General features: G+C 70.7%; 16 protein-coding genes. 8 read left to right on the forward strand and 8 right to left on the reverse strand.

Annotated elements, in window-relative coordinates:
- Nucleotides 1–56: 56 nt before the first annotated feature.
- The 3 genes from ABZV77_RS28005 to leuA form a co-directional block, all read right to left on the reverse strand.
- The gene (locus ABZV77_RS28005; RefSeq protein ID WP_356262313.1) at nt 57–314 is read right to left on the reverse strand and encodes a hypothetical protein; all 258 of its coding nucleotides are present in this window, start codon (nt 312–314) and stop codon (nt 57–59) included.
- A gap of 13 nt (nt 315–327) precedes the next feature.
- A complete protein-coding gene (locus ABZV77_RS28010; RefSeq protein WP_356262315.1) occupies nt 328–1,059 on the reverse strand; it encodes a TerB family tellurite resistance protein in 732 nt (243 codons plus the stop codon).
- Nucleotides 1,060–1,229: 170 nt separating this feature from the next.
- Complete coding sequence (gene leuA, locus ABZV77_RS28015; protein ID WP_356262318.1) at nt 1,230–2,960, reverse strand: 2-isopropylmalate synthase; 1,731 nt, start codon at nt 2,958–2,960, stop codon at nt 1,230–1,232.
- Nucleotides 2,961–3,251: 291 nt separating this feature from the next.
- Between leuA and ABZV77_RS28020 the strand changes: the two genes are divergently transcribed.
- From ABZV77_RS28020 to ABZV77_RS28035, 4 genes are all read left to right on the forward strand, one after another.
- Complete coding sequence (locus ABZV77_RS28020; protein WP_356262321.1) at nt 3,252–4,328, forward strand: M4 family metallopeptidase; 1,077 nt, start codon at nt 3,252–3,254, stop codon at nt 4,326–4,328.
- A gap of 63 nt (nt 4,329–4,391) precedes the next feature.
- Nucleotides 4,392–4,658: a protealysin inhibitor emfourin gene (locus ABZV77_RS28025; protein WP_356262323.1), complete on the forward strand. Its 267-nt coding sequence runs from the start codon at nt 4,392–4,394 to the stop codon at nt 4,656–4,658.
- A gap of 107 nt (nt 4,659–4,765) precedes the next feature.
- Nucleotides 4,766–6,145, forward strand: a complete 1,380-nt coding sequence (locus tag ABZV77_RS28030) for a GH1 family beta-glucosidase (protein ID WP_356262326.1) — start codon at nt 4,766–4,768, stop codon at nt 6,143–6,145.
- Entirely contained in the window at nt 6,142–7,380 is a 1,239-nt protein-coding gene (locus ABZV77_RS28035) for an MFS transporter (protein WP_356262329.1), read from the forward strand. Before ABZV77_RS28030 ends, ABZV77_RS28035 begins: the two co-directional genes overlap by 4 nt.
- 15 nt (nt 7,381–7,395) lie before the next feature.
- Here the strand turns inward: ABZV77_RS28035 and era are convergent, their stop codons facing one another.
- Nucleotides 7,396–8,349, reverse strand: coding sequence for a GTPase Era (gene era, locus ABZV77_RS28040; RefSeq protein ID WP_356262332.1), 954 nt, complete (start codon nt 8,347–8,349; stop codon nt 7,396–7,398).
- Between the two features lie 184 nt (nt 8,350–8,533).
- Between era and ABZV77_RS28045 the strand changes: the two genes are divergently transcribed.
- Both ABZV77_RS28045 and ABZV77_RS28050 read left to right on the forward strand, forming a co-directional pair.
- Nucleotides 8,534–9,832: an ammonium transporter gene (locus tag ABZV77_RS28045; RefSeq protein ID WP_356262334.1), complete on the forward strand. Its 1,299-nt coding sequence runs from the start codon at nt 8,534–8,536 to the stop codon at nt 9,830–9,832.
- On the forward strand, nt 9,829–10,167 hold the full coding sequence (locus ABZV77_RS28050; RefSeq protein ID WP_356262337.1) for a P-II family nitrogen regulator: 339 nt from the start codon (nt 9,829–9,831) through the stop codon (nt 10,165–10,167). Before ABZV77_RS28045 ends, ABZV77_RS28050 begins: the two co-directional genes overlap by 4 nt.
- Before the next feature lie 265 nt (nt 10,168–10,432).
- On the opposite strand, the gene ABZV77_RS28055 is transcribed toward ABZV77_RS28050, so the two are convergent.
- Together ABZV77_RS28055 and ABZV77_RS28060 are read right to left on the reverse strand one after the other, a co-directional pair.
- Nucleotides 10,433–10,786, reverse strand: coding sequence for a cytidine deaminase (locus ABZV77_RS28055; RefSeq protein ID WP_356262340.1), 354 nt, complete (start codon nt 10,784–10,786; stop codon nt 10,433–10,435).
- A 26-nt stretch (nt 10,787–10,812) separates the two neighbouring features.
- Nucleotides 10,813–11,718 carry a helix-turn-helix transcriptional regulator gene (locus tag ABZV77_RS28060; RefSeq protein ID WP_356262343.1) on the reverse strand — a complete coding sequence of 302 codons (906 nt, stop codon included), beginning with the start codon at nt 11,716–11,718 and terminating at the stop codon, nt 10,813–10,815.
- A gap of 91 nt (nt 11,719–11,809) precedes the next feature.
- Between ABZV77_RS28060 and ABZV77_RS28065 the strand changes: the two genes are divergently transcribed.
- Nucleotides 11,810–13,246: an MFS transporter gene (locus ABZV77_RS28065; protein ID WP_356262346.1), complete on the forward strand. Its 1,437-nt coding sequence runs from the start codon at nt 11,810–11,812 to the stop codon at nt 13,244–13,246.
- A 34-nt stretch (nt 13,247–13,280) separates the two neighbouring features.
- On the opposite strand, the gene ABZV77_RS28070 is transcribed toward ABZV77_RS28065, so the two are convergent.
- Both ABZV77_RS28070 and ABZV77_RS28075 read right to left on the reverse strand, forming a co-directional pair.
- Nucleotides 13,281–13,592, reverse strand: coding sequence for a DUF397 domain-containing protein (locus ABZV77_RS28070; protein ID WP_356262349.1), 312 nt, complete (start codon nt 13,590–13,592; stop codon nt 13,281–13,283).
- A gap of 61 nt (nt 13,593–13,653) precedes the next feature.
- Nucleotides 13,654–14,553: a helix-turn-helix transcriptional regulator gene (locus ABZV77_RS28075; RefSeq protein ID WP_356262351.1), complete on the reverse strand. Its 900-nt coding sequence runs from the start codon at nt 14,551–14,553 to the stop codon at nt 13,654–13,656.
- Nucleotides 14,554–14,975: 422 nt separating this feature from the next.
- Between ABZV77_RS28075 and ABZV77_RS28080 the strand changes: the two genes are divergently transcribed.
- The gene (locus tag ABZV77_RS28080) at nt 14,976–15,107 is read left to right on the forward strand and encodes a hypothetical protein (RefSeq protein ID WP_356262354.1); all 132 of its coding nucleotides are present in this window, start codon (nt 14,976–14,978) and stop codon (nt 15,105–15,107) included.
- The last annotated feature ends 61 nt before the right edge of the window (nt 15,108–15,168 follow it).

Below are 15,168 nucleotides of genomic sequence, written 5' to 3' on the forward strand. Positions count from 1 at the left end.
CCGTCGGGCTGGGGGCCGAGTTGGGGGATACGGCTCGGGGAGGCGGGCGGCCGGGATTACTCCCCGCGGAGTACGCGCAGGACGCGGAGGGACCACTGCAGGGCGCAGGCGTGGCTGGTGCGGGCCTGCCGGGTCCAGGTGTGGTCGGGGCAGTGCAGGCGGCGCTCGTAGTCGGCGGCGAGCTCCCGCAGGGCGGTGAGCGCCTCGCGCCTGCGGCCGGAGCAGCGCAGGGCACTGGCCGCCCACCGGTCCCGCTGGGCCGGCGTCCAGGAGATCACGGCCGCCCAGCGAACCCCGTCCTTGTGCACACGCACGCCGGAGTTCGGCTCAGGAAGGCGTCCGCGCCGTCGCCAGGAGGCGCGTCACGTCCTCCGAGCAGATTGTCAGCGCGCACCCTGCCGTGCTGAGCACATCGCGCTCGGCGGGGGTGTAGGGCCCGTCCGCGAGCGCGATGCGGGCGCCCTGGAGGAGCAGGGCGTCGCGGCCCGCGGGGGCGAGGTGCGGGGCCAGGGGGCCGAGCGCCTCGTGGAGTTCGATGGCGAGGCCGGGGCCGCAGTCGGGCTCGGTGGCGCGTCCGGCGTCGGTGGCGAGCGCGTCGACGAGGGCGACGAGCTGCTCCTCGGTGCAGTCGTCGTAGCCCGCGCCGTGCAGCGCGCAGACGGCCGTTTCGAGGACCGTGCGCGAGCCCGTGCCGCCCGCGGAGAGGACCGCGAGGGCGATCGTGTGCACGGCGTCGCGGAGCATCGCGGAGAGCCGGGTGGTGGTGGGGTGGTCCAGGACGTCCGGGTCGAACAGGTCCTGGCAGGCGGCGCACTGGATGACGGGGCCGCGGGTGCCGCGCGGCACGACGGGCAGGCCGAGCAGGACGAAGCGGCGCCGGCCCGTGAGGCGCTGGTAGTTGCGGTCGCCGCCGCAGGCCGGGCAGAAGAATTCGCCGTCGCCGACGGCGTCCCAGGCCGTGTTCATGCCGACCATGCGCCTGCACAGCGCCCGCCCGCGCGAGACAGACTTGACGGGGATGCAGGCATTCCGACCGTTTCGTTCCCGATCTGGCAGCATCACGCACCTCCGTAACTCCCCGGCTGCATTGCCGCGTTGGCGTGATGTTAGCCACATCGATGATGTGGCGTCAGCACCTCGCACAGGAGAGCGAGCCCGACATGGCCGGGAGATGACGCGGCCCCGCCCGCCGGAGGGGCGGACGGGGCCGGGCAGAAACGGTCGGCGGACTAGCGCGCCGCGCGGTTGACGGCGGAGACGACGGCCTTCAGCGAGGCACGCGTCGTGTTGGCGTCGATGCCGATGCCCCAGAGGACCTTGTCGCCGATCGCGCACTCGATGTACGAGGCGGCCTGCGCGGACGCGCCCTCGCTCATCGTGTGCTCCTGGTAGTCCAGGAGGCGTACGTCGATGCCGATGCCCTGCAGCGCGTCGAAGAACGCGGAGATCGGACCGTTGCCGGAGCCGGTCAGCACGGTGTCCTCGCCGTCCAGCGTGGCCTCGACGGCCAGCCGGTCGACGCCGTCGGTGTCGGTCGTCGTCTGGCCGTTCTTGACCTGAATACGACCCCACTGCGCCTCGGCGTTCCCGGGGTTCGGCAGGTACTCGTCCTGGAAGACGCTCCAGATCGCGCCGGGCGTGACCTCGCCGCCCTCGGCGTCCGTCTTCGTCTGGATGATCTTGGAGAACTCGATCTGCATGCGGCGCGGCAGGTCCAGCTTGTGGTCGTTCTTGAGGACGTACGCGATGCCGCCCTTGCCGGACTGCGAGTTGACGCGGATGACGGCCTCGTAGGACCGGCCGACGTCCTTGGGGTCGATGGGCAGGTACGGCACGGCCCACTCGATGTCGTCGATGGTCTTGCCGTCGGCCGCGGCCCGGCCCTCCATCGCGTCGAAGCCCTTCTTGATGGCGTCCTGGTGGGAGCCGGAGAAGGCGGTGTAGACCAGGTCGCCCGCGTACGGGTGCCGGGGGTGGACCTCCATCTGCGTGCAGTACTCGTACACGCGGCGGACCTCGTCGATGTCGGAGAGGTCGACCTGCGGGTCGACGCCCTGCGAGAAGAGGTTCATGCCCAGCGTCACCAGGTCGACGTTGCCGGTGCGCTCGCCCTGGCCGAACAGGCAGCCCTCGACGCGGTCGCCGCCCGCCATGACGGCCAGCTCGGCGGCGGCGACCGCGGTGCCGCGGTCGTTGTGCGGGTGGATGGAGAGGCAGACGTGCTCGCGCCGGGACAGGTTGCGGGACATCCACTCGAAGCGGTCCGCGTGGGTCGAAGGCGTGGAGCGCTCGACCGTGGCGGGCAGGTTGAGGATGATCTCGCGGTCGGCGTCGGGCTGCCAGACGTCCATGACGCCCTCGCAGACCTCCAGGGCGAAGTCCAGCTCGGTGTCGGTGAAGATCTCGGGGCTGTACTGGTAGCCAAAGGTCGTGCGGTCGTCGAGCAGCTTGTCCGCGTACTCCATGACCAGGCGCGTGCCGTCGACGGCGATCTGCTTCACGGCGTCGCGCGAGCCGCGGAACACGACATCGCGCCACACGGGCGCAGTCGCGTTGTAGAGGTGGACCGTCGCGCGCCGGGCGCCCTTCAGGGACTCCACCGTGCGCTCGATGAGCTCTTCGCGGGCCTGGGTCAGGACGGAGATGGTCACGTCCTCGGGGATCGCGTTCTCGTCCTCGATGATCGACCGTACGAAATCGAAGTCCGTCTGGCCCGACGAGGGGAAGCCGACCTCGATCTCCTTGTAGCCCATGCGGACCAGCAGGTCGAACATGGCGCGCTTGCGGGCCGGGGACATCGGGTCGATCAGCGCCTGGTTGCCGTCGCGCAGATCCGTGGAGAGCCAGCGGGGAGCGACCGTGATCCGCTGGTCCGGCCAGGTGCGGTCGGGGATGTCGACCTGCTCGTACTGCCCGTACTTGTGGATCGGCATGGAAGTGGGGCGCTGGAAGTTCGGCATGTGCGGGGCTCCTCGGGAGTGTCCTGAAGGACGGCCGACGGTCTTAGCGCAACGCCGAACTCCGCGGGGAGGGGGTCGGCCTCGTCTACAGGCCCTCGCCGCGGCAGCTAAGGAGAAGCAACCCGAATCGCATGATGTGCCGCAGCCTAGCCGAGCCGCCCTCTGTGCGCGGGCCCGTATCAGTATGCGGGACCGTGGCCGGATAAACCCCTAGTGGTGATCAATCCCTCTATTTCAGCAATCATGGTTGCAGGTAGTGACAGCGGCATGACCCAGTGCCACATTGCCGCCATGACCGTCAACCCACGAGGCTTCGAGCCCGTCTTCTGCACCATCGTCCCGCCCCACGTCCTGGACACGCTCGCCCAGAACCAGGACCCCGCGCTCGCCTCGCCCGCCCGCCGCACGCTGGAGCGGGACGCCATCGAGCGCACCCACCGCCGCCTGACGACCGTCATCGGCGCACCCAGCGTCTCCGCGCCCAAGGAGGCCGCGGCGGGCAAGCCGCACCGCACGATCTACGACGCCAAGCACCGTACCGAGCTCCCGGGCCGCAAGGTGCGCGGCGAGGGCGACAAGCCCGGCAAGGACGCCACCGTCAACCGTGCGTACGCGGGCCTCGGCGCGACCTTCGAGCTCTACCAGAAGGCATACGAACGCAACTCCATCGATGGCAGCGGCCTCCCGCTGAACGCGACGGTCCACTACGGCGAGGAGTACGGGAACGCCTTCTGGAACGGCGAGCAGATGGTGTTCGGCGACGGCGACAACGAAATCTTCCTGGACTTCACCATCCCCGTTGACGTCATCGGCCACGAGCTCACCCACGGCGTCGTGCAGTACACGGCGAACCTCACGTACTTCGGCCAGCCGGGCGCCCTGAACGAGTCGATGGCGGACGTCTTCGGATCGATGATCAAGCAGTACACGCTCGGCCAGACCGCCCAGGAGGCCGACTGGCTGATCGGCGCCGGGCTGCTCGCCCCGCGCGTCACCGGCAAGGCGCTGCGCTCCATGAAGGAGCCCGGCACGGCGTACGACGACGACGTGCTCGGCAAGGACCCGCAGCCCGCCGACATGGACCACTACGTCAGGACGGGCCGCGACAACGGCGGCGTGCACATCAACTCCGGCATCCCCAACCGCGCGTTCTACCTGACCGCCGACGCCCTCGGCGGTCACTCGTGGGAGCGGGCGGGACAGATCTGGTACGCCGTGCTGACCGGTGGCGAGCTGGCACAGGACGCGTCCTTCACCGACTTCGCGAAGCTGACGGTCGCCGCCGCGCGCGCCAAGTACGGCGACGGGGACGAGCTCAAGGCCGTCATCGACGCCTGGTCCACGGTCAAGGTCCCGGCGACCGACTGACGGTTCGGATGACCGGCCGATGACGTGCTACCGGCCGCCCGCCCGGTGGAGTAGACAGGACCCATGCGCATCCAGGTGAAGCGGACCGGAGGATTCGCGGGCATCGACCGGCATGCCGAGGTGGACACCTCGCAGCTGGCCGATGCCCCGGAGTGGCACGCCCTGGCCGAACAGGCCGTGGCGGAGGGACGGAGCGCCCCGCCGATAGGGGTGCCGGACGGCTTCAACTACCAGCTGACGGTGGACGAGCAGACGGTGTACTGCTCGGACCCGCGGCTGACGGAGCCGCAGCGGAAACTGATCTCGCGGGTGCTGAAGGAGGGTGCGTAGGGAGCCTGAGGACCGGCGAACCTGAGGAACAGCGAACCTGAGGATTGTTCACCTTTTCCGCGCACGCCCATTGACTTCCGTACTCGACGGTACGGAAGATCCCGCCCATGGCAGCGAGTGCGGCGACACCGGCAATCCCCCCGTTCCCCAGGCTCCCCGAGTTCCCCCGCGACTTCCTGTGGGGCGTCTCCACATCGGCCCACCAGATCGAGGGCGCCGCCGACGCGCGCGGCGCCTCGGTCTGGGACGCGTTCACGGCCGTGCCGGGGAACGTGAAGGACGGCTCGACGGCCGCGGTCGCCTGCGACCACTACCACCGCTACCGCGAGGACGTGGCGCTCGTCCGCGACCTCGGCGTGGACGCGTACCGCTTCTCGGTCTCCTGGCCGCGCGTGCTGCCCACCGGGGCGGGCCAGGTGGACCCGGCGGGCCTGGACTTCTACGACCGCCTCGTCGACGAACTGTGCGCGGCGGGCATCCGGCCCGTCCCCACCCTCTTCCACTGGGACACCCCGCTTGCCGTGCAGGAGAAGGGCGGCTGGCTGGACCGGGACACCGCCGAGCGGTTCGCCGAGTACGCGGCCGTCGTCGCGGCCCGCATCGGCGACCGCGTCACCAAGTGGATCACCCTCAACGAACCGGCGGAACACACCCTGCTCGGCCACGCGCTCGGCCAGCACGCCCCCGGTGAACGGCTCCTCTTCGGCGCGCTGCCCGTCGCCCACCACCAGCTCCTCGCGCACGGCCTCGCCGTACGGGCGCTGCGCGCGGCCGGGGCCCGGGACATCGGCATCGCCAACTCGCACGGCCCGACCTGGCCCGCCTCCGACGCCGTGGCCGACACGGGCGCCGCGGACTTCTACGACCTGCTCCTCAACCGCCTCTTCGCGGACCCGCTGCTCCTCGGCCGCTATCCGGAGGGCATCGGCGAGCTGATGCCGTCGGACGACCTCGGCTCCGACCTGTCGGTCATCTCCGAGCCGCTCGACTGGTACGGGATCAACTTCTACCAGCCGACGAAGGTGGGGGCACCGCTCCCCGGGGGCACGGCCACCGAGTTCGCGGGCATCACGATCCCGCCCGAACTCCCCTTCTCCCCGCGGCAGATCGAGGGCTATCCGGTCACGGACTTCGGCTGGCCGGTCGTCCCCGAAGCCCTCCCCGAACTCCTCACCGCCTTCCGCGACCGCTACGGCGACCGGCTCCCGCCCCTCGTCATCACCGAGAACGGCTGCTCGTACGAGGGACTCGACGACCAGGACCGCATCGCCTACCTCGACGGCCATCTGCGGGCACTGCACCGGGCGATGGCGGCGGGCGTGGACGTGCGCGGCTACTTCGTCTGGTCGCTGATCGACAACTTCGAGTGGGCGGAGGGCTACCGGCAGCGTTTCGGCCTCGTCCACGTCGACCACACCACGCAGGTGCGCACCCCGAAGGCGTCGTACCACTGGCTGCGCGAGGCCCTGTCGGCGCGGCGCCCATGACCACCACCGCGCTGCGGGAGCCGACCGAACGGGTCGGCCGCGGCTGGACGGCAGCGCTCTCGGTCGCCAACGGGGCGATCTGGGTGGGCTGGTACGGCCCGCTGCAGATCCTGCTCGCCGTCCAGGCAGAGGACCTCGCGCCCGCGGGCACCTCCAAGGAGACCGTGCTCGCCTGGGTGACGGGCATCGGCGCGGTCGTCTCCCTCGCCGCGAACCCCGTCTTCGGCGCGCTCTCGGACCGCACCACGTCCCGCTGGGGGCGGCGCACGCCGTGGATCGTGGCGGGGGCGGCGGGCGGCGCGGCCTCGCTCCTGCTGCTCTCCGCGGCGGACTCGGTGTGGTGGCTGACGGCGGGCTGGTGCCTGGTCCAGCTCACCCTGAACGCCGCGTTCGCCGCGGTGACGGCCGCCGTGCCGGACCGCGTGCCGCGGCTGCAGCGGGGCTCGGTGGGCGGCTGGCTCGGCGCGGCGCAGCTGCTCGGCGTGGTCGTCGGCACGGGGCTCGCGACGGCGGTGGGCGGGACGGTCGCGGGATACACGGCCTGCGCGGTCTTCACCCTGACCGGCGTCCTGCCCTACGTCGTACGCCACCGGGACCTGCGCCTGGCCGGGTCCTACCGGCCGCCGTGGTCCCGGCGGGAGTTCCTCGCGGGCTTCCGGCTGAGCCCGCGCCGCCACCCGGACCTGGCCTGGGCGTGGCTGACCCGCTTCCTGATCAACGTCAGCAACTCGCTGGTGCTGCTCTACCTTCTCTACTTCCTCCGCGACCGCCTGGACCGCGCGGACCCGGAGGCGGGCGTGCTGATCCTGACGGCCGTGAACGGCGCCACGATGCTCGCCACGGTCGTGGTGGGCGGCGCCTGGTCGGACCGGGTGGGCCGCCGCAAGCCCTTCGTGATCTGGTCGGGGGCGGTGATGGCGGCGGCGACGGGCCTGCTCGCCCTCTGGCAGACCTGGCCGGGCGCGATCGTCGCGGCAGCGCTGCTCGGCATCGGCTTCGGCGTCTTCACGTCGGTGGACTTCGCCCTGATGACGGACGTCCTGCCCACCGCCACGGACCGCGGCAAGGACCTCGGCATCATCAACATCGCCAACTCCCTGCCCCAGGTCGCGGCCCCCGTCCTGGCGGCCCCGATCGTGACCCACCTGGGCGGCTACCGCGCCCTGTACCTGACGGCGGCGGTGGTCGGCGCGGCGGGATCGGTGCTGGTGACGCGGATCAGAGGGGTGAAGTAGCGGGGCGGCGGCGCCTCAGAATCCGAGCTTGCGCAGCTGGCGCGGGTCCCGCTGCCAGTCCTTGGCGACCTTCACGTGCAGGTCCAAGAAGACCGGCGTGCCAAGCAGCGCCTCGATCTGCTTGCGGGACTTGATGCCGACGTCCTTGAGGCGCTTGCCCTTCGGGCCGATGATGATGCCCTTCTGGCTGGGCCGCTCGATGTAGACGAACGCGTGGATGTCGAGCAGCGGCTTGTCCGCGGGCCGGTCCTCGCGGGGCAGCATCTCCTCCACCACGACCGCGATGGAGTGCGGCAGCTCGTCCCGCACGCCCTCGAGCGCCGCCTCACGGATCAGCTCCGCGACCATGACCTGCTCGGGCTCGTCCGTGAGGTCGCCCTCGGGGTAGAGCGCGGGGCCCTCGGGCAGCAGCGGCACGATGAGGTCCGCGAGCAGCCCGACCTGCTGGTCGCCGACGGCCGACACCGGCACGATCTCGGCCCACTCGAAGCCGAGCTCCTTGCCGAGCTGGTCGATGGCGATGAGCTGCTCGGCGAGCGTCTTGCTGTCGACCAGGTCGGTCTTGGTGATGATCGCGATCTTCGGCGTCTTCTTGATGGAGGCGAGCTCCTTGGCGATGAACCGGTCGCCGGGGCCGAGCTTCTCGTTCGCGGGCAGGCAGAAGCCGATCACGTCGACCTCGGCCCACGTCGTGCGCACGACGTCGTTGAGCCGCTCGCCGAGCAGCGTGCGCGGCTTGTGGAGGCCGGGGGTGTCCACCAGGATCATCTGGGCGTCCGGGCGGTGCACGATGCCGCGCACGGTGTGCCGCGTGGTCTGCGGCTGGTTCGCGGTGATCGCGACCTTCTTGCCGACCAGAGCGTTCGTGAGGGTGGACTTGCCCGCGTTGGGGCGGCCGACGAAGCAGGCGAAGCCGGCGCGGTGGGCGGCCTCGGACGGCTCGGCTGATGACGGGGTACGAACGCTCATGGCGCCCATTGTCCCTGATCCCCGGAGCCCCGCCGCACCGACCGGCCCACGGACCCACGGCACACGCCCGGAAGCCGGGACCGATGAGCACACGGAAACCCCTCCGAACCCCTCCGCAACACGAAACACGGCGGAAACCCGTGGGTGCCCGATACGAAACGCGCACCCGTGACGCTCTCCCCCCATGACGACCTCCGCCGCCCCCCACCTCGACACGGGCGACACCGCCTGGCTGCTCGCGGCCACCGCGCTCGTCCTCCTGATGACGCCGGGCCTCGCCCTCTTCTACGGCGGCATGGTCCGCACGAAGAGCGTCCTGAACATGCTGCTCATGTCGTTCGTCTCGATCGCCCTGGTCACCGTGGTCTGGCTGCTCGCGGGCTACTCCCTGGCCTTCGGCGACGACACCTTCGCGGGCCTGATCGGCGGCCTCGACCACCTCGGCATGGCGGGCATCGGCCCGGACTCGCTCACCGGCACGGTCCCCACCCTCCTCTTCACCACCTTCCAGCTCACCTTCGCCGTCATCACGGCGGCGCTGATCAGCGGGGCGATCGCGGACCGCACCCGGTTCGCGGCCTGGCTGGTCTTCGTACCGGTCTGGACCCTCGTCGTATACGTTCCCGTGGCGCACTGGGTGTGGGGTCCCGACGGCTGGATCGCGAGCTCCCTCGGCGCCCTCGACTTCGCGGGCGGCCTGGTCGTGGAGATCGCGTCGGGCGCATCGGGCCTGGCCCTGTGTCTGGTCCTCGGACCGCGCATCGGCTTCAGGAAGGAGGCGATGCGTCCGCACAACCTCCCCATGGTCCTGATGGGCGCGGGCCTGCTCTGGTTCGGCTGGCTCGGCTTCAACGGCGGCTCCGCGCTCGGCGCGAACGGCCTCGCCGCGGCGTCCCTCCTCAACACCCTGGTTGCCGGCTGCACGGGCCTGCTCGGCTGGCTCTTCGTGGAGCAGAAGCGGGACGGGCACCCCACCACGTTCGGCGCGGCTTCGGGCGCGGTGGCGGGGCTCGTCGCGATCACCCCGTCGTGCGGGGTCGTCGACATCCTGGGCGCGGCGGTGATCGGTCTCGCCGCGGGTGTCGTCTGCTCGTACGCGGTCGCGTGGAAGTTCCGCCTCGGCTACGACGACTCGCTCGACGTCGTCGGCGTGCACCTGGTGGGCGGGGTCGTCGGCACGCTGCTGATCGGCCTGTTCGCGACGGCCACGATGACGGAAGGACCGGAGGGGCTCCTCCACGGCGGCGGCGCGGCGCAGTTGGGCAGGCAGGCGGTGGCGGTCGCGGTGGTGGCGACGTACACCTTCATCGTCACCTACGCCCTCGGAAAGGCCATCGACAAACTGATGGGCTTCCGGGCACCGGCCGAGGACGAGCTGACGGGCCTGGACCAGACACAGCACGCCGAGAGCGCCTACGATCACGGCGTCCTGGCGAGCCCCGTGGGCTCCGCATCGGTCAAGAAGGGGAGCCCCGCCGCATGAAGCTGATCACCGCGATCATCAAGCCGTTCCGCCTGGACGAGGTGAAGTCGGCGCTCCAGGAACTCGGTGTGCAGGGCCTGACGGTCACCGAGGCCAGCGGCTACGGCCGCCAGCGCGGCCACACCGAGGTGTACCGGGGCGCGGAGTACCAGGTCGACCTGGTCCCCAAGGTCCGCATCGAGGTCGTGGTCACCGACCTGGACGCGGACCCGGCCATCGAAGCGATCGTCCGCGCGGCGCACACGGGAAAGATCGGCGACGGCAAGGTGTGGTCGGTCCCCGTGGACACGGTGGTGCGGGTACGGACGGGCGAACGGGGCCCGGACGCGGTGTAAGCCACCGAACGGACCGGTGACTCCAGCTTTCAACCCCTCCGGCGCGGGTTTCAGCTTTCACAGCCCCTCCGGCGCGGGTTTCAGCTTTCAGCCCCTCCGGCACGGGTTTCAGCTTTCAGCCCCTCCGGCACGGGTTTCAGCTTTCAGCCCCTCCGGCACGGGTTTCAGCTTTCAGCCCCTCCGGCGTTTGAGGAGCGGGGTCCGGGGCGGAGCCCCGGTTTCGGGAAGGGGCGGGATCGGGGAAGAACCGCCGGAGGCCAGAACCTCACCCCGCCTCGCCCCGCACCCGCACCTCACCATCCGCCCCCGCGAGAAACACCGGCGTCCCGGCCCCACCGAGGTCCCGCACAGCGGCAAGATCCTCCGAGGAGAGCGCCTCCGCCCCGGAGACGACCGCCGCCGCCTCCAGCGACTCCGCCCCGGACGCCACCGCCATCGCCACCGCAGTCCTCAGCGCGGACAGCTGAAGCGAGTCCAGCGCAACGGTCCCCGCCACATACGTACGCCCCGTCTCGTCCCGCACAGCCGCCCCCTCGGGCACCCCGTTGCGGGCCCGTGCGGAACGGGCCAGGGTGACGATCTTGCGGTCCTCGGGGTCCAGCGCGGTGCTCTCAGTCATGCCCCGAGCATACGGAGCAGCCTCCGCTACACCGCCACCGGATAGATCGACCCGCGCCGCCCCTCGGGCGAGGCCAGCCAGGCCAGCTTCCCCGCGGTGTCCGCCTCGGCGTGCGGCATCGGCGTGTGCAGCACGATCGTGAGGTCGGGCCTGGCCGGGACCTTCAGCTGCGTCGACTCCAGGAACAGCGCCCCCACCACCGGGTGCTCGATCTCCTTGGCGACCTGCCCGCCGGGCAGGACGTCCCGCCGCTCCCAGAGCTCCACGAACTCCGGGCTCACCGACTTCGCCTCGGCGATCACCGCGGCGAAGCCGTCGTCGTCGGGGTGCTCCGAGCACGCGGCCCGGTACATCGCCACGACCTGCGGCGCGTTGAGCTGCCAGCTCTTCGCGCGGGCACGGTAGATGGGGTCGGTGAAGAAGGTGAGCAGGCAGTTCTCGGCGGTCTCCGAGCGCATGCCGAGCACGGAGGCGGCCGCGTCGTTGTACATCACGCAGTTCCAGTACGCGTCCATGATGTGCGCGGGCTGCGGCATCCAGGTGTCGATGAGCCGGTGCAGCCCCTCGCACATCGCCTGGTCGTCCCTGGCGACCTCGGGCCGCGGCGGGTTGAGCCCGGACAGCACGTACAGATGGCGCCGCTCGGCGCCGCTCAGCTTCAGGACGCGCGCCACGGAGTCCAGGACCTGCGGCGACACGGAGATGTCGCGGCCCTGCTCCAGCCACTGGTACCAGGAGGCCCCGACCCCGGCGAGCACGGCGACCTCTTCGCGGCGCAGGCCCGGCGTGCGTCGGCGGGCGCCACCGTCGGGGAGCCCGGCCTCCGTGGGGCTGACGCGTGCGCGGCGGCTCATCAGGAACTCCCGGAGCTCCCCGAGCCGACGCGCCTTCGAGGCGTCCGTGTCCGACGTGACCGGCACTGCTGCTGCCATGTGGCGCTCCCCCAAGCCCTGACTGGTGTTCCGACCACCAGCATAAGTTCCCGCTCCCCACGTCTATTCCGGCCGACGCAAGCTCTTGACCATGGCGATCGACACCACCACTGCCCCGTCCCCCCAGACCGCGCCACCGGCTCCGCAGCCGCAGCCGCACGGCCCCAAGCTCTCCACCCGCGACAAGCTCGTCCTCTTCGTGCTCTGCGCCGCCCAGTTCATGGTCGCGCTGGACTTCTCCGTCCTGAACGTGGCGCTGCCCGTGCTCGGCCCCGACCTCGGCATGAGCCACTCCGCACTGCAGTGGGCGGTGACCGCCTTCGCGCTGCCTTCGGGCGGCTTCCTGCTCCTCTTCGGCAGGACCGGCGACCTCTTCGGGCGCCGCAAGCTGTTCCTCGCCGGTCTCGCGCTCTTCGGCCTGGCCTCGCTGCTCGCCACGTTCGCGTGGGACCCGGCGTCGTTCCTGGCCGGGCGCGCGCTGCAGGGCGTGGGCGCGGCGGCCATCGTGCCGACCGGCATGTCCCTCCTGACGACCACGTTCCCCGAGGGCCCGCAGCGCGACCGGGCGCTCGGCATCTCCGGCACGCTGCTCTCGCTCGGCTTCACGGTCGGCATGGTGCTCGGCGGCGTCCTCACGGACACCCTCGGCTGGCGTTCCACGATGGGCCTGCTGACCCTCTTCGCGCTGATCGTGCTGCCGCTGGCGCCCGGCCTGCTGCCCGAGTCCCGCACCCCGGACCGCCCGCGCCTGGACATCCCCGGCGCCGTCACGGTCACCGGCGGCCTGCTCGCCCTGATCTACGCCCTCTCCACGGCGGCCCAGCGCGGCTTCGGCGGCACGGACGTCATCGTCACGCTGGTGGCGGGCGTGCTCCTGCTCGCGGTCTTCGGATACGTCGAGTCGCGCGCCGCATCCCCGCTCGTCTCGCTGCCGATGCTGCGCCGCCGCACCGTGGCGTGGGGCAACCTCGGCGGTCTGGTCACGTTCTCGATGATGTCGACGGTCGTCTTCGTGCTGACCCTCTACTTCCAGGAGGTCCTGCGCCTCTCGGCCTTCGAGACCGGTCTGGTCTTCGGCGTGCAGGGCGTCCTTTCGGTGGTCGCCGGTGTGTACGCACCCAGGGTCATCGGCCGCTTCGGCGCACGCCGCACGCTGGTCGCCTCGCTGGTCGGACAGGGCCTCCTCGGGGCCGCGCTGCTCGGCATCAGCGAGGGCGGCTGGTCGGTGTGGCTCGCCACGGCCGCGGTCTCGGTGGCGAGCATGTTCCACCTGGGCGCGATCGTCTCGTACGGCGTGACGGTGACGTCGGGCGTGCCCGACGAGGAGCAGGGCCTGGCGACGGGTCTGGTCACCTCCACCCAGCAGGTGGGCCTGACCATCGGCATCCCGGTGCTCGGCGTCCTCGCGACGACGAACTCCGATCTCCTCACCGGCACGCGGACGGTCCTCGCGATAGACGCCGCAGTGGTTCTCGCGACGGCCGCCGCGGTGGCGGTGGGACTCGGCGGACGACGCAAGCGCGCGTGAGCCCCGCGAGTCGGTGCGACCCGGCCCGGTCCCGTCAGGGCCGGGCCGTCGTCACGTCACGCGTCGGAATCGAGGCTCGGACGACCGAGGAGAGGAAGACGACCCAGGCCTCCGGGCTCACCACGGCGACCGCGCCCCGGGGGCGCGCGGAGTCACGGATGAGGACCGTCCTGCCGGTCCAGGCGATTTCCACGCAGTCTTCTCGAGGATCCCCGCTCGCACTGCTCTTGCGCCATGCCCATGTACTGACCACGCTTCTCCTCCACCCCGGGTGCGGAAGGCCAGCCGGCCCAGCACGGCTGGTGCAGAGGGACGTAGCACCTCTTCCAGGATAACGGCGCGTCATACAGATATGAACGACTGCTTTCGCGCCAAGGTCCCTTGCGAGAAGCGTGACTGATGGGGCGTCAGGCCGCCTCGGCGGGCGTCAGCAGCCGCTCCAGTTCGTCGGCTCCCTCCTCGGCCCGCGCCGCCAGCACCCTCAGCATGTCCACGTTGCGTTCCTTGACGGCGAGGTCCTCCAACTCCCAGAACCGCTCCAGGTAACGCCCGCTCTCCTCGGGAGCGGTGGTGGTGTAGGAGTCGCCGCGCGGGTTCTCCAGATACAGCGAGTCCGGCATCTCGTCCGCCTCGAACTCGAAGAGCGTGAAGGGACCCTGGATTCCGGGGTGCGCCCCGACGCTGAACGGGAGGATCTGGATGTTCACCTTCGGCAGGGCGGCGAGCTCCGCGAGCCGCTCCAACTGGGCCCGCATGACGCCGCGTCCGCCGACCTGCCGGCGCACGACCGACTCGTCGAGGATGTAGAAGATCTCGCGGTCGCCCGACGTCAGCGTGTCCTGGCGGGAGAGCCGCACCTCGATGGCCCGCTCGATCGCCTCGTCGTCGATCCCCTTGTCGTACGCCCGCATGATCGCGCGACCGTACTCCTCGGTCTGCAAAGGGCCGGGCACCTGCAGGGAGTTGTACGCCCGCACGATCGACGCGGACGACTCCAGCGCCAGGAACTGCAAGAACTCCTTGCTGTACAGGTCGCGGTACTCGGCGTACGGCATCTTCCGGCTGCCCCGTGCCAGATCGAGGAGCTCCTCGATCTTGCGGCGGTCACGGATCCCGTACGCATCCAGGAGGGGCCGCAAGTCGTTGACGGAGACGCCGACTTCGCCGGCCTCGATCCGGATCAACTTGGAGGGGCTCCACTCCATCTTCGCGGCGACCTGTCGCTGAGTGAGCCGCGCGGCGGTCCGCGCCTTTCGCAGCTCGGTGCGCAGCCGCAGCCGCTGCAGTGCCGCACTTGGCGCGCTCATGATGGCTCCACCTCCAACCGGACCGTGCGAGGTGCAACATAGCAGACTAGCAGCTTACTCATCGAGACCTTCCGGGACGACAGTTCACGCCACTGCCAGGGGACCCCGAACCACTTGGACGCGCAACCGCAGGGGCGGACCGAGGCCGACAGTTGCCGAGTAGCTATATCGCACTTGGCGAGCCTTCGATGCGCAATGTGTCCGACAGTACTACCCATGTCGCGACGTCCGGGCTACGATATGGCAGAGGGTAGCTTGCTCAACTGACCGCCGCCGCAAGGAGGTTGAGAACGGAGCCGTTTCGGCACGGAGTCACTCCATCGAGTGCCGTCGACCGCTGATTTCCCCCTTCCTGGCGCCACCCGTTCGTGGCTCGCCGCGGTACCCACGACTTGCGTGGAACCAGGAAGGAGTACAGCCCGATGGCCGAGAAGCCTGACGGGCGCCGCACCATCCGCACGTGGACCGAACGGGTCGCACAGACGGCCCAGTGGGTGAGCCTCTTGATGATGGTCCAGGAGATCATCGACAGGTGGATCCTGCCTCACGTGTGAAACGCGAACTGGCCCCGGCTCGAGACCGGGACCAGCTGCGGCGGACGCCATCGCACAGACG

This window comes from Streptomyces sp. NPDC004732, assembly GCF_040609235.1.
Taxonomy (GTDB): Bacteria; Actinomycetota; Actinomycetes; order Streptomycetales; family Streptomycetaceae; genus Streptomyces.